The 14930-nt window shown below is 31.0% G+C and carries 15 protein-coding genes and 2 tRNA genes; 9 read left to right on the plus strand and 8 right to left on the minus strand.

From position 1 onward, the window contains the following. Positions 1-31: 31 nt before the first annotated feature. From BUC09_RS01105 to BUC09_RS01125, 5 genes are read right to left on the minus strand one after another with little or no spacing between them, the layout of a single operon-like run. Positions 32-952 carry a DMT family transporter gene (locus tag BUC09_RS01105; RefSeq protein WP_073307856.1) on the minus strand — a complete coding sequence of 307 codons (921 nt, stop codon included), beginning with the start codon at positions 950-952 and terminating at the stop codon, positions 32-34. After that, positions 949-1764 carry an NAD(P)H-binding protein gene (locus BUC09_RS01110; protein WP_073309002.1) on the minus strand — a complete coding sequence of 272 codons (816 nt, stop codon included), beginning with the start codon at positions 1762-1764 and terminating at the stop codon, positions 949-951. The genes BUC09_RS01105 and BUC09_RS01110 overlap by 4 nt, the downstream gene beginning before the upstream one ends. Further along, complete coding sequence (locus BUC09_RS01115; protein ID WP_073307858.1) at positions 1751-4054, minus strand: M20/M25/M40 family metallo-hydrolase; 2304 nt, start codon at positions 4052-4054, stop codon at positions 1751-1753. Before BUC09_RS01115 ends, BUC09_RS01110 begins: the two co-directional genes overlap by 14 nt. An 11-nt stretch (positions 4055-4065) precedes the next feature. Further along, on the minus strand, positions 4066-4413 hold the full coding sequence (locus tag BUC09_RS01120) for a hypothetical protein (protein ID WP_073307860.1): 348 nt from the start codon (positions 4411-4413) through the stop codon (positions 4066-4068). Beyond that, entirely contained in the window at positions 4410-4955 is a 546-nt protein-coding gene (locus BUC09_RS01125; protein ID WP_073307862.1) for a YfiT family bacillithiol transferase, read from the minus strand. Before BUC09_RS01125 ends, BUC09_RS01120 begins: the two co-directional genes overlap by 4 nt. A 179-nt stretch (positions 4956-5134) precedes the next feature. Between BUC09_RS01125 and BUC09_RS01130 the strand changes: the two genes are divergently transcribed. The 8 genes from BUC09_RS01130 to BUC09_RS01165 all read left to right on the plus strand — a co-directional run bounded on the left by BUC09_RS01130 (position 5135) and on the right by BUC09_RS01165 (position 11458). Next, positions 5135-5467, plus strand: coding sequence for a single-stranded DNA-binding protein (locus tag BUC09_RS01130; protein ID WP_073307864.1), 333 nt, complete (start codon positions 5135-5137; stop codon positions 5465-5467). A 108-nt stretch (positions 5468-5575) separates the two neighbouring features. Next, a complete protein-coding gene (locus tag BUC09_RS01135) occupies positions 5576-7414 on the plus strand; it encodes a tetratricopeptide repeat-containing sensor histidine kinase (protein WP_073307866.1) in 1839 nt (612 codons plus the stop codon). A gap of 2 nt (positions 7415-7416) precedes the next feature. Then, positions 7417-8058 (plus strand): response regulator, encoded by a 642-nt coding sequence (locus tag BUC09_RS01140; protein ID WP_073307868.1) that lies wholly within the window; start codon positions 7417-7419, stop codon positions 8056-8058. Between the two features lie 102 nt (positions 8059-8160). Continuing rightward, on the plus strand, positions 8161-8958 hold the full coding sequence (locus BUC09_RS01145) for a hypothetical protein (protein ID WP_073307870.1): 798 nt from the start codon (positions 8161-8163) through the stop codon (positions 8956-8958). A 13-nt stretch (positions 8959-8971) separates the two neighbouring features. Continuing rightward, the gene (locus BUC09_RS01150; RefSeq protein ID WP_143161839.1) at positions 8972-9544 is read left to right on the plus strand and encodes a hypothetical protein; all 573 of its coding nucleotides are present in this window, start codon (positions 8972-8974) and stop codon (positions 9542-9544) included. A gap of 323 nt (positions 9545-9867) precedes the next feature. Next, the gene (rseP, locus tag BUC09_RS01155) at positions 9868-11202 is read left to right on the plus strand and encodes an RIP metalloprotease RseP (RefSeq protein ID WP_073307874.1); all 1335 of its coding nucleotides are present in this window, start codon (positions 9868-9870) and stop codon (positions 11200-11202) included. 71 nt (positions 11203-11273) lie between these two features. Beyond that, positions 11274-11347 (plus strand) — tRNA-Asn (locus BUC09_RS01160). 37 nt (positions 11348-11384) lie between these two features. Next, positions 11385-11458 (plus strand) — tRNA-Asn (locus BUC09_RS01165). 62 nt (positions 11459-11520) lie between these two features. On the opposite strand, the gene BUC09_RS01170 is transcribed toward BUC09_RS01165, so the two are convergent. Further along, entirely contained in the window at positions 11521-11742 is a 222-nt protein-coding gene (locus tag BUC09_RS01170; RefSeq protein WP_073307876.1) for a hypothetical protein, read from the minus strand. A gap of 80 nt (positions 11743-11822) precedes the next feature. After that, positions 11823-12938 carry a DEAD/DEAH box helicase gene (locus BUC09_RS01175; RefSeq protein WP_073307878.1) on the minus strand — a complete coding sequence of 372 codons (1116 nt, stop codon included), beginning with the start codon at positions 12936-12938 and terminating at the stop codon, positions 11823-11825. 481 nt (positions 12939-13419) lie between these two features. On the opposite strand from BUC09_RS01175, the gene BUC09_RS01180 reads away from it, so the two are divergent. Then, positions 13420-13923, plus strand: a complete 504-nt coding sequence (locus BUC09_RS01180; RefSeq protein ID WP_073307880.1) for a nuclear transport factor 2 family protein — start codon at positions 13420-13422, stop codon at positions 13921-13923. A 42-nt stretch (positions 13924-13965) separates the two neighbouring features. Here BUC09_RS01180 and BUC09_RS01185 read toward each other — a convergent pair whose 3' ends face one another. Next, a complete protein-coding gene (locus tag BUC09_RS01185; RefSeq protein ID WP_073307882.1) occupies positions 13966-14919 on the minus strand; it encodes an NAD-dependent epimerase/dehydratase family protein in 954 nt (317 codons plus the stop codon). Between the last annotated feature and the right edge of the window lie 11 nt (positions 14920-14930).

Raw genomic sequence — 14930 nt, forward strand, 5'->3', positions numbered from 1 at the left:
AAAAATAAAAAGGCCTCAAATCGAGGTCTTTTTATTTTAAATACTTTTTGTCAAAAGATTTTCGAGTGCCTTTGTTAATTAAATAGATCCCAAAAAGAACAACAACTACGCCTATTGACAAAGTCATTGTCAATGGTTCGTCAAATATAAAAGCACCTAAAATCACTGCTATAATAGGATTTATATAAGCATAAATACTACTCACCTCTGTTGGTAGATGCTGCAGAGCATAGATGAAAGCTATGAAAGTCGTTATGGAGCCAAAAATAACCAAGTAAGCAATAGACCACCAAGCTTGAGGGGGTATTTGAGTGATATTTATTGAGGTTCCCGTTGCTCCTGAATAAGCGAACAATAAAATACTTGAAATAAGCATTTGTAATCCCAAACTAAAATAAGGGTTAAAGTTTTTTGCTTTTTTCTTAGTATACAAACTTCCAAAAGCCCATGTAATAGTAGCTAATACAGATAAAAAAATACCAAATTGGAAATCAGGTTTAATAAAATCTGCTAAATAATCTGAGAAAACAACACACACACCTCCAAAACTTACTAGCAATCCAATCATTGCTAGTTTTGATAATCTTTCTCCGTTAAAAAAACTAATAATTACAATCCACAAAGGAAAAATAGCTCCAATAACAGCTCCTAATCCACTAGAAATGTATTTTACTCCCCAAGTGCTTAAACCATTACTTAGTACAAAATTTAAAACACTTAAAATCAAAATAGTTTTCCATTGCTTTCCCTTAGGCCAGGGTGTCTTTTTAAATATAAAATATCCCAAATAACATGCTGCTCCTAGAAACTGGCGTATTGCAGCTAATTGCAAAGCTGGCATGTGCTTTACCCCTTCTTTTGAAGCTAACCAAGTAGTACCCCAAAAAAAGCAAATCCAAATCAGTGCTAAAATAGGTAATCCAAGAGATTGAATTTTTTTTATAGGTTTCATCGATACAAATCTAAATCAAATTGATGACCTATTCGCTTAATTAATTTATCTGATGCAATAATTTTAATAGTACTCTCTATTGATTCTGAAAATTTTGGCAAAGCCAAATTCATTTCTTTTGCTTTTTGCACATAGTAATCTTTTCTACTGGGATGAAATGGTGCAACTGCATTAAAAGTTTCTCCCCAAACTTCAATAAGCTCATTACTACAAATGGTTTTAATTATCTCAATGCAATCTTTTTGATGGATGAAATTTATTGGAGCATCTGGATTATCAAGATTTTCTTTTCCTGCCAAATGCTTTACTGGATGTCTATCCTCCCCTATCAAACCTCCAAATCGTAGAATCGTCGTTTTGAAATTAGGGTTGGTTAACAACAATTTTTCAACTTGAAGTAATTGCTTACCACTTTCTGTAATTGGTTCTGGAATAATTTCTTCTGTTAGGATTCCTTCTTGATTTCCATAGACAGATGTTGAGCTTACAAACAAGACTTTTTTTATAGAAGATTTTTCTAGGAATTGAATTAATATTTCAATCTTGGCAACAAAATTCTCTGTTGATCCACTTCTTAATTTTGGAGGGATATTAATAATTAACACTTCTGATTCGTCAAGAAATGCCTCAACAGAACCTTCAATACTATTCTCCGTCAAAGAAACTACAAAAGGATTAATTCCTGCATCTTCTAGTTGACTCACTTTTTCTGAAGATGTTGTAGAACCTTTTACAACAAAACCTGACTCAATAAGTTTTTGTGACAATGGTAAACCCAACCAACCGCATCCTAGAACACTAATTTTTTGCATTTCTAAAAATTCTATGTTCAACAATAATGGCATCATTCAAAACAAATGGTGTAGGCATCATCCAAGGTTTTCTTTTGTTAATACTAAATTGAGGATGTTCCAATAAGTCAAAGGAACTTTCCTTAATTGATAGATCTAATTTTTCTTTTGCCGGAATTCTAAACTGAAGTCTTAACGAAATACTATCAGTTATATAATAGGTTAAAATTTTATTGCTTTTAGCATTTTCAATATTGCTTTTAAACACAATATCCTCAACTTTGTTGGCTTTTAATTGTTCTGGTCTTCCTCGGTTAGAAAACACATCTATTCTATTCAATTTTCTATTTGGGACTATATCAATAATAAAGTTTCTATAACTACCACTGATAGAATCTTGAATAAATTTTACTGTCGATTTAGGCAAGTTTTTCATTGGCGCACTAGCCATAAATGTAAAACCTGATTTGTACTTGCTATACATTTTATTGGTATTCAGCTTTTGAGCATCGGTTGGTTTTTCACCTAAATATCCTTTAGTCCATTCATCTAAATTTTTGTCATAAGTTGCCCAATAAGCTTTACCTTCTTCAGAATTTTGAATATATACTAAACTGTTGGGTTTGGCTTTATTCTCTGAATAATCAGTATTCAAATGAGCTTTGCCAATAAAACAGAATCCAAGTACAAGAAACAAGAAAAAATATACTTTTTTATTTTGGAACGAACCTAAAATTGGTAGTAATAATCCAAAAATTAAAACAACTAAAACACTACTTACAAAAAGTATTTTTAATCCTAAACCAATAGGAAACATCTCAACAAATGGAACTAAAATAACCAGCGAAGGAAGTGATACAATAAAATTTAAAATTGGATTCGATTTTTGAGTAATTACAAAATAACCTAACAGTATTAATCCTGATAAAACAGGAATTATTAAAAACGCTGCTCCTTTAAGACACAATGCAACTCCAGTATTAATGAGTAACCATAAAATTAAAGGGGCGATAAAATGATTGTATTCCTTTCTTTTGGTGTCTTTGGTTTGATAAATGATGAAACAAAATGCAAGGGCAATACTTGCAAATCCATAAATATAATCATGACCATTATAGGTAAAACCTTGTTGAATATCATTGTACTGTGGATAAAGTTTCAAAAGCAATCTCCAAGCAAAAAAACCAAATCCTCCCGAAACAACTAAAGCTAAAATAAACTTTAAAAACCCTTTACCTATTTCAGAAGGAACTAAAACACGTTTTGATAAACCTATAAAAATTATTATTAAGGTCAAAGCTAAAGCAATAATCAACATTGGTACAATCCATTCAAAAGGATAACTGATAAAACCAAACGGGACTGAAAAATAAACTTTGTCTTGAGTTGAGTTTAAATTAGTCAAGTCTGAATTAGCCAAATAATTCATCAACGGATACAAATTTGCACCTTGATGTGCCATTGTTCTTTGATCAAGATTTTGATAACTATCTTGAGCAGTATGATAATTAAAATGATTGTCTATGAATGCAAAATTAAAGCCTTGAATTTTACCAAGTGTCCTAAAAACAGTCAAATCAGTGTCATTTGGCAACATTTTATAAATGCTGTACATTAATGAATTTGAATTGGGTTTAGATAATTTACTACTACTAAAAGCATCCACCATTTTTGAATTGCCTTCATTGGTTTCCATTAACATGTAACCTGGTCCAGCGCTTCCTCTTGCTTCTAGATTAATGACAGCGCCGACTTCTTTTGCCCAAGGATGCTTGCTAACAAAAAGTGCTGCTCCGTTTAAGCCTATTTCCTCAGCATCAGAAAATAAAATTATAATATCATTTTTAGCTTGTTGCTTGTTATGCAAATGTGTTCTAACACTTTCTAAAATAGCCGCTACACCACTGGCATCGTCACTAGCCCCAAGTGATTTAGAATGTGGAGCGCTGTCATAATGTGATAAAAGCAAAAGTGCTTTACCAGATTCTGTTCCTTTAATACGAGCTAAAACATTCTTAGAGTTTACAAGAATTCCACCATCAGATAATGTAAAACCTTCTTGAATTTGAGGAGACAATCCTAGTTGTTTTAGTTCATCAAACAAATAGGTAACAACTTCTTGATGTCCTTCTGATCCTATATAATGTGGTTTTTGAGTAATTTTTTTTACATGGGCTAACGCTCTATTAGTTGAAAATTCATTTAGTGGTACATTTTGTTCTTCATTTTGAGGAACCATGAAGTAAAAAATGGCAAACACAATACCAAAGAGTAATGCCATTTGAAAAAGTGAGTTGGTTGGTTTTTGCATTATAGTTAGATTTAGGTTTCTTTTTTAACTAAAACATAATTTTCATTTTCAATAGCCATATAACCATGATCATATAAAAAATAATATACATTTCCTGTTTTAGTGGTATAAATAGAAGTGAAGTATTCAAAATCAAAACCTTTAGAAATGAGTTTTGTTCTATTAGTTTTCGATTTTCCTTCTGGATTAAGGTCACATAAAATACGATAGTTTTTTCGCAACTTATTATTAATGTTACGCATTAAGTTTGTACTATCCTTATTCATTTTATTGTTGTAGGCATTCCTGCAGCCATCACTGCAAAACTTTTTGTCTTCCCTCCCTACAATTTTTTCATTACACTCTAAACAATCTTTCATACACTTCCAAATTTACCATTATTAAACAATGCTTGTTTTATGTGTGCCAAATGATGTTTACTATGCCAATCGTATATTCCCAAACCTTCTTTTATTGAAAACAATCTTTGGTGCTGTGGATGAAAATACATTTTATTCCATTCTTCTTCCGAAAGGTTTTTTAAAACTTGTGTCCATCTCCCGTGAACTCCACTTATAATTTTTAAAGATGCCGAAACATCATTGTTTAATCCATCAACTAATTGAGCCCAAAGTGATTCTTCATAGGGCCTAATGGTTGGTGATTCTTCTGTAAGTGCTAACTTGATTCTAATAAGTGCATTCATATGACTATCGGCTAAATGATGTACAACTTGCTTAACCGACCATCCTTCTGGTCTATAACGCCAATTGAGTTGCTCTACCGAAAGAGATTTAGTAATTATTTCTAATTCTTCAGAAAAAGTTTCTATGGTATGAATCCAAAGTTTTAATTGGTCATTAGAAATTTCAGGATCGAAATGAAACTTTCCAATAGGAAATTTAAGTTCTTCGAGGTTCATTTGTTTTTATTTGCTTTTAAAGATAAATAAAAAATCCATTTACAAACGACAACAAACGTTTACAATCGAAATTAAACGACTATATACCGAATAAATTTTAAATCCAGTCTAATCTTTGCAATGTCAAAATGAATGACAAAGCAATTTTAATTAACAGTAACATTTAAATTTTAAACGCCATGAATGCATTAAGAAACAAAGTACAATTAATCGGACACGTAGGACAAGAACCAGAAATCAAAATCTTAGAAGGAGGAAAAAAACTAGCAAAACTTACCCTAGCCACTAATGAAGTATATTATAATGATAAAAAAGAAAAAGTAACAGATACACAATGGCACAATATAACTGCTTGGGGAAAAACAGCAGAAATCATTGAAAATTTTGTAAGCAAAGGAAAAGAAATTGCTTTAGAAGGAAAACTTACCTATAGAACCTGGGAAGATTCAAACGGTGAAAAAAAGTATTTTACCGAGATAGTCGCAAATGAGTTATTACTTTTAAGTAAATAAATACAGTGCAAAAGAGAGTCTTTGACTCTCTTTTGCAATTAAAAACAAAATATTAGCATAATAAAATTCATATTTTTTAGTTTTGCAATACATTAAAAATCTAAAAAGATGAAAATTCGACATTTTTTAACCTTTCTAATTTTATTGTCATTTTCAGTCTATTCGCAAGATCCAAAAATTGAGTCACTTCGAAAATTAAGCATAGATTCATTAAAGAAATTAGCAAAAGAAAGAGCAAAACTACCAACAGATACTATATTAGTAGATATATATTCGGTTTTAAGTGGTAAGAATTTATATAAAGACAATATTGAGTCAAAAAAATATGCAACAATAGCTTATAAACTTGCAAGTAAAATAAAAGACGAAGACGGAATGGCTTCTGGCCGAAACGACTTGGCACTAATTGAATTAAGCAATGGGAACGCCAATAAAGCTTATGAAATGCTTAAAACGAATTTGAAGTATTACTCAAGTGTAAACAATTTTTTCGATTTAGGCACAAATTACTTGAACATAGGTGTAGTACATGGTTCCCAAGCTCAATATCAAAAAGCTATAGAAAATATAGAAAAAGCTATTTTTTATTATAAAAAATCTAAAGCTCCAAACACTAGACTTGCAGGTTGTTATGGTATGCTTGGTAATGCATACTCATGTATTCCAGATATGGAAAAATCAATTAAAAATTACCTTAAAGCCGATAAACTAGAAACCGAAATTAATGATAAAATTTCTATTTTGAATAACATTGGTAAGGCATACAGTGATTTCAAAAAATATGATTTATCCATTCAATATTATCAAAAAGCCTTATTGGTTAATGACAAAATAAAATCCCCTTATCATTACATGAACACTATGCTGTATATAGGAGAATTATATTTGAAACTCAGCAACCCAAAAAAAGCGATCAGTTATCTAGAAAAAGGAAAATACTATGCGGAAAAAGAAAATCATTTAGAAAATAAAATATTGATAAATAGAAATTTATCAGAAGCTTATTCGATTCTTGGTGATTATAAGAGCTCATTAATTTATCTTAAAAAATACACCGAATTAAAAGATACTCTAAACAAAAAAAGCAATACAGCAGCAGTAAAAGAAATAGAGGCAAAATTTGAATTAGAACGTCAAGATGCTAAACTCACTTTGCTAGAAAATCAAAAAAAATTAAACGAAGCCGACTTAAAGAAGTCTAAAATAGTAATGGTTCTAGGAGCTACGGTTTTATTACTTTTTATTATTCTTTCATGGTACTGGTATAAAAGGCACAAAATAAAAACTCTATTGAACCTACAACAGAAGGAACAATTTAAAACTGAACTTAAACTAAAAGAAGTCGAATCTACACTAGAAGGTCAATTAGCCGAAAGAAAAAGATTGGCACAGGAACTTCATGATGGACTTGGAGCCAATCTTGCAGGAATAAAACTATCTGTTATCAATCATTTCAATAAATTAGGAGACAAAAATGAATCATTAATTAAAGATTTAGACGGAGTTTGTAATGATGTTCGTTTAATGTCACATAATTTAATTCCACCTGAATTTTCTAAAGATACTTTTGAACAAATCATAAAAAGATTAATTCAAAATTATGCTTCACAAACTCAAACAAAATTACATTTAAATATAGATGGAAGTAAAGATTTAGAAAAAATGACGATTCATCAAAAAACACTTCTTTACAGAATATTACAAGAAATTGTCACCAATGCTTTTAAACATGCAAACTGCTCCTCAATTTCATTATTGGTAACTGCATTTAATGATTATATAAATATAATTGTTGAGGACAATGGAATTGGTTTTGATACAACAAAACAATTTGAGGGCATTGGCTTAAAAAACATTAGAGAACGAATAAAAGACCTTAACTCCTATTTAACCATCGATTCGTCACCAGGAAGAGGTACCGTATTACAATTTGACATCCCAATATAATTATGAGTAAATTTAAAATATCTATTGTAGACGACCATAAAATGTTTTTGAATGGTTTAGAAGCCATCCTTAAAAACTTCCCTGACATACAAATCATTGGTACTTACTCAAGTCCATCACTTTTATTAGACGATTTAAAAGAGAAATGTCCAGATTTACTCATAACTGATATAAGCATGCCTGATATTAATGGCATTGAGCTTATGAATAAGGCCAAAAACATTTGTCCTAAAATAAAAACTATGATACTAAGCATGCACTCTGAAGCATCTATGGTAAAAACAATTTTAAAGGAGCAACCTGATGGATATCTTTTAAAAAATACTGACCAAAATGAATTATTAATCGCAATAACCTCAATAAAATCAGGAAACAAGTATTATTCTCCGGGAATTCAAACCATCTTAATAGACGATATTCAGGGTGTAAAAGAAACTAATTCATCTATAATTCCAGTTTTGAGTCCACGAGAAAAAGAAGTGCTTGAACTAATAGCTAAAGAATATACTACCCAAGAAATTGCAAATGAACTATATTTAAGTCCAAATACAGTCGAAACATATCGACAAAACCTCTTACGAAAGCTTGATGCCAAGAATTCAGCAGGCATTGTCGCCAAAGCATTTCAATTAGGATTATTATAACACCTCCCTGAAAACAGGGAGGTTTTTTTTTGGCTGTTTTCCATCTTGTAAGAAAATATATGTGACTATAATTTTGCCTTAATCAGATAAACAATAAAAAACATGAAAACACTAAAATTTTTAAGCTCTCTTCTAATTGGGTTGACTATTTTCAGTTGCAGTAAAGATGAAAATGAGATCAAACATGAGAGGGAATTGCCTGTAAAAGTTACTCTAAAAAACCCTGACGGGACAGTAGATTGGATCAAAACAATTACTTATGATTCAGAAAGAAGAATATCTTCTATTTTCCTATCTTCAGCAGCAAATAGTAGCTTTAATGAAAACACTACATATTCTTACACTGCAGATAAAGTTACAGTAATTAAGGATTATGTAGATTCAAGACCAGATAGAAAATTTATATTCTTTCTTCAAAATGGCAAAATTCTTAAAGAAGAACATTACATTGCTAATGTACTTGATGCAGTATTTACTTGGACAGATAATAATAACTTAAAGACAAGTACAGCAAAAAGTCCTACAGGGACATTGCTTTACACAAAAACATACACCTTTGGAGGACGTGGGAATTGCCTTTCTGTTAGAACAGATGAAGCTGACCCAACAAAAATAGATTACACTTCAAGTTTTGATAGTTATGATAACAATCCTGAGACTGCGTTGATGAGTTATAGTACTCCGACGGCTTATCTTTTTGAGATGATTACAGACCCCACATCTCCTAACAACCCTGGATTTTACAAGATTATCTTCGATGGTTATACTACTCCCTCCTTTTTTGAAAATTACAATTATCAGTATACAGCTAGTGGTAAAGTAAAATTGCTTACTGTGCTTAATGGTAATAACAACAACAATCTTAAAAATACTTTTGAATACGAATACAAAACTTTTTAATCAAATTAACATCATGAGAAAAATATTTTTAATAGTAATAACATTACTTACAGTAACTGCAACATACTCTCAAAACAAAAAAAGAAAACCAGTAAAAAAGAAACCTAAAACTGTTGCAGAGGCAGGAATGCAAATAGGATACGTAACCAGCTTAGAATCTGGCGGAGGAGGAAATTTTGTAGCTGGTTTAGTAGGAGAATTTGGAGTAATGAAAAACTTAAGTATAGTTCCTAGTTTCAATTATCATTTTACAGAAAAAGTTGAAGACATAAAAACAACAGTAATTGAAGCTAATCTAGATGGACAATACTATTTTTTAAATCAAAAAGGCTTTAAATTATATGGGCTTGCAGGGTTGAATTATACACATGTAACGTCAAAAGTAGAAATCCCAGCAGAATATGCCGAGTATGCAGAAGCAGAAGGCGGGAGCGAAAAAAGCTCTGATGGCAACATTGGTTTTAATATTGGCACTGGTATCAAATTTGATTTTGGAGGAAAAATAGTTCCTTTCTCAACTTTACGTTTCACAATTGCTGATGGAAGTGCTTTTGGAATTTTTGCAGGAGCGAAGTACGCTTTCTAAATCAATCCAATAATTTAAAAACAAAACTAAATTGTTATCCATCATATCTGAACGAAAATCTCAAAATACCACTTTTATTTAGTGTTTTTTAAATTTTTAACAATTATAAGTTTTAACCTGTTCGATGAACAGGTTTTTTTATCTAAAAGAAAAGTATTATTCATTTGTCATTAATTTTTAAAGAGTTTATATTATAAGACTTTAAAATTGCAAACGAATATTTCATAAAAAATTGATAAAAAACTAAACTCGGCATAGGTATTGTGTAAAAAGTAAGGCGAAAGTCTTACTTTTGCTTTTTATAGAAATTTTTAAAATTTAAAATGGATACACTTATTCAGATTGCACAAATTATATTCATACTTTCAGTATTAGTAATTCTTCACGAATTTGGTCATTATTTACCTGCAAAATTATTTAAAGTTAGAGTTGAAAAGTTCTACTTATTTATGGATCCTTGGTTTTCTTTAGTAAAAAAGAAGATTGGAGATACTGAATGGGGAATAGGATGGCTTCCTATTGGAGGATATGTAAAACTATCTGGAATGATGGATGAAAGTATGGATAAAGAGCAAATGAATCAACCAGCTCAACCATGGGAATTTAGATCTAAACCAGCTTGGCAAAGATTAATTATAATGTTAGGTGGAATTACAGTTAATATTTTATTAGCTTGGTTTATCTACACAACAATGTATAGTACTTACGGTCAAAAATATGCTTCTACTGAATTGTATCAAAAAAACGGTTTGGCTTTTGGTGAATCAGGATTGAATGCTGGTTTTAAAAATGGAGATAAAATTATAGCTGTAGATGGTAAAGCTCAACCAAAATTCAATAGAATGGTTATTGATTTACTATTAGGAGATAAAGTTGAAATTGAAAGAAATGGTCAAAAGCAAACATTAACCATCACAGACGAACAAAAGAGTAAAATTTTAGCTACCGAAGGCAAAAACTTTATTACACCTAGATTAACTCAAGTATCTATTGACTCTATATTAAAAGACAGTGAAGCTGGCAAAGCTGGTTTATTAAAAGGAGATAAAATTTTAACCATTGATGGTAAAAAAATAAACTTCTTTGACGAGCTTTCTGAATCTCTAAAATCTAAAAAATCAGATTCGATAAAGCTTTCAGTTTTAAGAAATGGACAAGAAGTTGTACTTTCAACTAAAGTAAACAAAGAAGGAAAAATTGGTTTTGCTCCAAAATTTGAAAACACTGACGATTTCATCATCACTAACAAAATGAGCTTGCTAGAAGCTATTCCAGCTGCAGTAAATGAATCATACACACAATTTGTTTACAACATTAAACAATTCAAATTAATCTTAAGACCAAAAACAGAAGCTTACAAACAAGTTAAGAGTCCTATTGGAATTACACAGCGATTGCCAACAGAATGGAATTGGGAGTTTATTTGGGGATTTACCGCTATGTTTTCGATTGGTTTAGCATTTATGAATTTGTTGCCAATACCTGGTCTTGATGGTGGGCATGCTATTTTTACCATTGCAGAAATGATTACCGGTAAAACTTTAAGCGATAAAGCTGCAGAAAGAGTTCAAACTTTTGGAATGATTATCTTACTGAGTTTAATGGCTTTAACTTTTGGAAAAGATATATACGAAATAATAGCAAAGAATTTTTTGTAATTTTTTAAAGCTTTTTGTTTGCGATTATAAAAAATCGATTATATTTGCACTCGCTAAAAAGATATTAATCTTCCTCCTTAGCTCAGTTGGTTAGAGCATCTGACTGTTAATCAGAGGGTCCTTGGTTCGAGCCCAAGAGGGGGAGCAACTTTTTAGCAAACACATAAACCTTTTTAGGTGATTCCTCCTTAGCTCAGTTGGTTAGAGCATCTGACTGTTAATCAGAGGGTCCTTGGTTCGAGCCCAAGAGGGGGAGCAAAAAAGGCTTCGCATTACTGCGAAGCCTTTTCTTTTTATATGGTAAATCCAATTACTTTATTACCCTTTTGATATAGCTGGTTTAGTTTTACCATCAACAGGTTTATCAATTTCGGGTGGTGTGTTTGTCAAATGACCATTTTCATCAACATAAACAATCATACTCTCAAAGCCTTTACCTTTATTATTGTTCACTTTTCTATCTTCCTTTTTTTGGTCCTTAGATTTTTTCTTCAATATCTTTTTCTTTTTATTTTCTTTTTTTAAAAAAGAATCCGCCATAGTCTATTATTTTAAGTTTACTAATTTATTTTTTTACACAGTTATCATAAATTCAATTACTTAAACTGCTAATATGTTTATTAAATACTAGAAATTGAAAGTTTAGTCCCTATCAACTTCTCAATACTCTTGAGGTCAATTTTTTCTTCGTTACTACAAAACGAAACTGCAATACCTTTCTTTCCTCCTCTTCCAGTTCTACCAATTCGATGAACATATGTTTCAGGTATATTAGGAAGATCATAATTTACCACATGAGGTAAATCATCTATATCCACTCCTCTTGCTGCAATATCTGTAGCCACAAGTACTCTTAAAGCATTTTGTTTGAAATCATCCAATGCTTTTTGTCTAGCATTTTGAGATTTATTACCGTGTATTGCCGCTGCCAAAATTCCTTGATTCATTAAATTTTTTACGACTTGATTTGCTCCACGTTTTGTTCTTGTAAAAACCAACGATCTTAAAACTCCAGAATCATTCAATAATTTAGAAAGCAGTTGTTCTTTGTCATTCTTCTCAACAAAATATACTGACTGTGTAATCGATTGAGAGGCCGAGGAAACCGGGCTTACATTTATATAACTAGGATTAGTAAGAAGATTATTTGCCAACTGCTGAATCGATTTAGGCATTGTTGCTGAAAAAAGAAGTGTTTGTCGCTTAGCAGGAATACAATTCACAATTTTTTTAACGTCATGAACAAATCCCATGTCTAACATTCTATCAGCTTCATCTAATACAAAAATCTCTAAATGCTCTAGATTTATTAGATTTTGATTCATTAAGTCAAGTAAGCGCCCTGGAGTTGCAATAAGTATGTCTGAACCCCTTTTTAAAGCTTTAACTTGTGAAACCTGAGAAACACCGCCAAAAATGGTCGTACAACTCAAATTCAGATAACTCCCATAACGTGTAAAATTATCTCCCACCTGAATTGCTAATTCTCTAGTTGGAGTCAAAATTAAAGCTCTTATAACTTTAGTTTTTATATCCTTTCGAAATTCTAATTGCTGTAAAATAGGCACTGCAAATGCAGCAGTCTTACCTGTTCCTGTTTGTGCACACCCTAGAACATCTTTACCTTCTAGAATTAGAGGAATAACTTGTTCTTGAATGGGTGTTGGCGAAACATATTGTTCTTCATCAAGAACCTTGAGTATCGCGGGTAATATGTTTAATTTTTGAAATGTCATAATTTTGATATTATAGCCAGTATAGACTATATTTTTTAAATAAAGCTTTAAAACATATGCTTAAGTTACATGCTACTAAATTGAGTTTAGTGATAAGTAAAATGATTCCTATTCAGAATATTTTACAATTTGAGCAAAACGAGAGTAATCTTTTAAAAGTCTAAATGATTGAAAATAAAATTTGTAGCATTCTTTGTTAGTAAATAATCACTAAACTGAACAAGGAATTAAACTACTGAAGTCATAGTAGACTAGACTTCGAACATGATGTAAATTTGTTTAAATTAATAAAACGGCAACTGAAACGCCAAAAACTGAAGAGAAAACAACAAATTTACAGATCAGAACAAGCACTGGCAGAAAACCAATTGGGCACAAAGCTAGATATAATAAATTTAAGAAAGGACTTATTTTTAATAAAACTTCTAAAACTTAGAAATTCCAATTTTATTAATTCAGTATATTTGAAGAAACATCAATCATGAAAAAAACAATTGTTTTACTTTTATTTTCGTTTTTATCTTTTGCTCAAACCAAAGAGAAAAAGGAAATAAATACTTTATTAGACAACTGGCACAAAGCTGCTGCCGAAGCTAAATTTGATAACTATTTTAGTTACTTAGCTGATGAATCTATCTTTATTGGAACTGATGCAACCGAAAATTGGAACAAAAAAGAATTCATGGATTTTGCAAAACCTTATTTTGATAAAGGAAGAGCTTGGAATTTTACTGCTTTACAGCGTAATATCTATTTTGACAAAGCAAGAGAAATTGTTTGGTTTGATGAATTACTAAATACTCAAATGAAAATTTGCCGAGGATCTGGAGTATTGATGAAAATTGGCAAAGAATGGAAAATTAAACATTATGTGCTTTCTATGACCATCCCTAATGATAATACTAATGACGTGGTAAAAATAAAAACGCCTATTGAAGACTTATTTATAGAAAAATTAAAACCTACTCCAAAAATTGCCAAATAAAAGATTAAATAAAAAAGGGAACGATAATCGTTCCCTTTTTTATTATTTATAAATATGCTCCTTTAACTTTGCAATCATTTCAACTGTCATATTTTCAATATTGTAATCGTTTTGCCAACCCCAATCCTCTCTTGCTCTCGAGTCATCAATACTTGCTGGCCAACTATCTGCAATTTTTTGACGGAAATCTGGTGCGTAATCTATAGCAAAATCTGGAAAATGTTTCTTGATTTCAGCAGCAATCTCTTTTGGGGTAAAACTCATTGCCGATAAGTTATATGAGGAACGAATTTTTATCTGCTCAGCGGGTGCTTGCATAATTCCTATAGTTGCTTTAATTGCATCATCCATATACATCATTGGTAAACCTGAATTTTCAGATAAAAACGAAGTGAATTCACCTTCAGTAATTGCTTTGTGGTATATATCAACTGCATAATCTGTTGTTCCACCCCCCGGAGGAGTACTCCAACTGATTAGACCTGGATAACGAATACTTCTTACATCTACACCGTATTGTGTGTGGTAATATTCACACCATCTTTCACCAGTTTGTTTGCTAATTCCGTAAACTGTTGAGGGTTCCATAATAGTATATTGAGGTGTATTATCTCTTGGTGTTGTAGGTCCAAAAACAGCAATACTTGAAGGCCAATATATTTTTTTAATTTTTCCTGCTTTGGCTAAATTTAAAACATGAAAAAGTGAATTCATATTCAAATCCCACGCAAAAGCTGGATTTTTTTCTGCTGTTGCCGAAAGAAGAGCGGCCATTAAATAAACATCAGTAATTTGATATTTTTCGATTAAATGTTCTATTTGATTATAATCTAATGCATTAACCACTTCAAAAATACCATCATTTACAACATCAATATTTAATTTTCTAATATCTGAAGCGATAACATTATCTACGCCGTAAATTTGTCTTAATTTTTGAGTTAACTCGGTACCTATTTGACCACAAGCACCTATAATTAATATTTTTGTATCCATTTTTAAAAAGT

Source organism: Flavobacterium terrae, assembly GCF_900142035.1.
Taxonomy (GTDB): Bacteria; Bacteroidota; Bacteroidia; order Flavobacteriales; family Flavobacteriaceae; genus Flavobacterium; species Flavobacterium terrae.

What these genes read in the sequence shown, in the direction of transcription:
- BUC09_RS01135 (WP_073307866.1), top strand. Translation starts at nt 5,576, where the DNA reads ATGAAAATTCGACATTTTTTAACCTTTCTAATTTTATTGTCATTTTCA.
- BUC09_RS01145 (WP_073307870.1), top strand. Translation starts at nt 8,161, where the DNA reads ATGAAAACACTAAAATTTTTAAGCTCTCTTCTAATTGGGTTGACTATT.
- BUC09_RS01110 (WP_073309002.1), bottom strand. Translation starts at nt 1,764, where the DNA reads ATGCAAAAAATTAGTGTTCTAGGATGCGGTTGGTTGGGTTTACCATTG.
- BUC09_RS01175 (WP_073307878.1), bottom strand. Translation starts at nt 12,938, where the DNA reads ATGACATTTCAAAAATTAAACATATTACCCGCGATACTCAAGGTTCTT.
- BUC09_RS01120 (WP_073307860.1), bottom strand. Translation starts at nt 4,413, where the DNA reads ATGAAAGATTGTTTAGAGTGTAATGAAAAAATTGTAGGGAGGGAAGAC.
- BUC09_RS01150 (WP_143161839.1), top strand. Translation starts at nt 8,972, where the DNA reads ATGAGAAAAATATTTTTAATAGTAATAACATTACTTACAGTAACTGCA.
- BUC09_RS01170 (WP_073307876.1), bottom strand. Translation starts at nt 11,742, where the DNA reads ATGGCGGATTCTTTTTTAAAAAAAGAAAATAAAAAGAAAAAGATATTG.
- BUC09_RS01130 (WP_073307864.1), top strand. Translation starts at nt 5,135, where the DNA reads ATGAATGCATTAAGAAACAAAGTACAATTAATCGGACACGTAGGACAA.
- BUC09_RS01105 (WP_073307856.1), bottom strand. Translation starts at nt 952, where the DNA reads ATGAAACCTATAAAAAAAATTCAATCTCTTGGATTACCTATTTTAGCA.
- BUC09_RS01125 (WP_073307862.1), bottom strand. Translation starts at nt 4,955, where the DNA reads ATGAACCTCGAAGAACTTAAATTTCCTATTGGAAAGTTTCATTTCGAT.
- rseP (WP_073307874.1), top strand. Translation starts at nt 9,868, where the DNA reads ATGGATACACTTATTCAGATTGCACAAATTATATTCATACTTTCAGTA.
- BUC09_RS01140 (WP_073307868.1), top strand. Translation starts at nt 7,417, where the DNA reads ATGAGTAAATTTAAAATATCTATTGTAGACGACCATAAAATGTTTTTG.
- BUC09_RS01180 (WP_073307880.1), top strand. Translation starts at nt 13,420, where the DNA reads ATGAAAAAAACAATTGTTTTACTTTTATTTTCGTTTTTATCTTTTGCT.
- BUC09_RS01185 (WP_073307882.1), bottom strand. Translation starts at nt 14,919, where the DNA reads ATGGATACAAAAATATTAATTATAGGTGCTTGTGGTCAAATAGGTACC.
- BUC09_RS01115 (WP_073307858.1), bottom strand. Translation starts at nt 4,054, where the DNA reads ATGCAAAAACCAACCAACTCACTTTTTCAAATGGCATTACTCTTTGGT.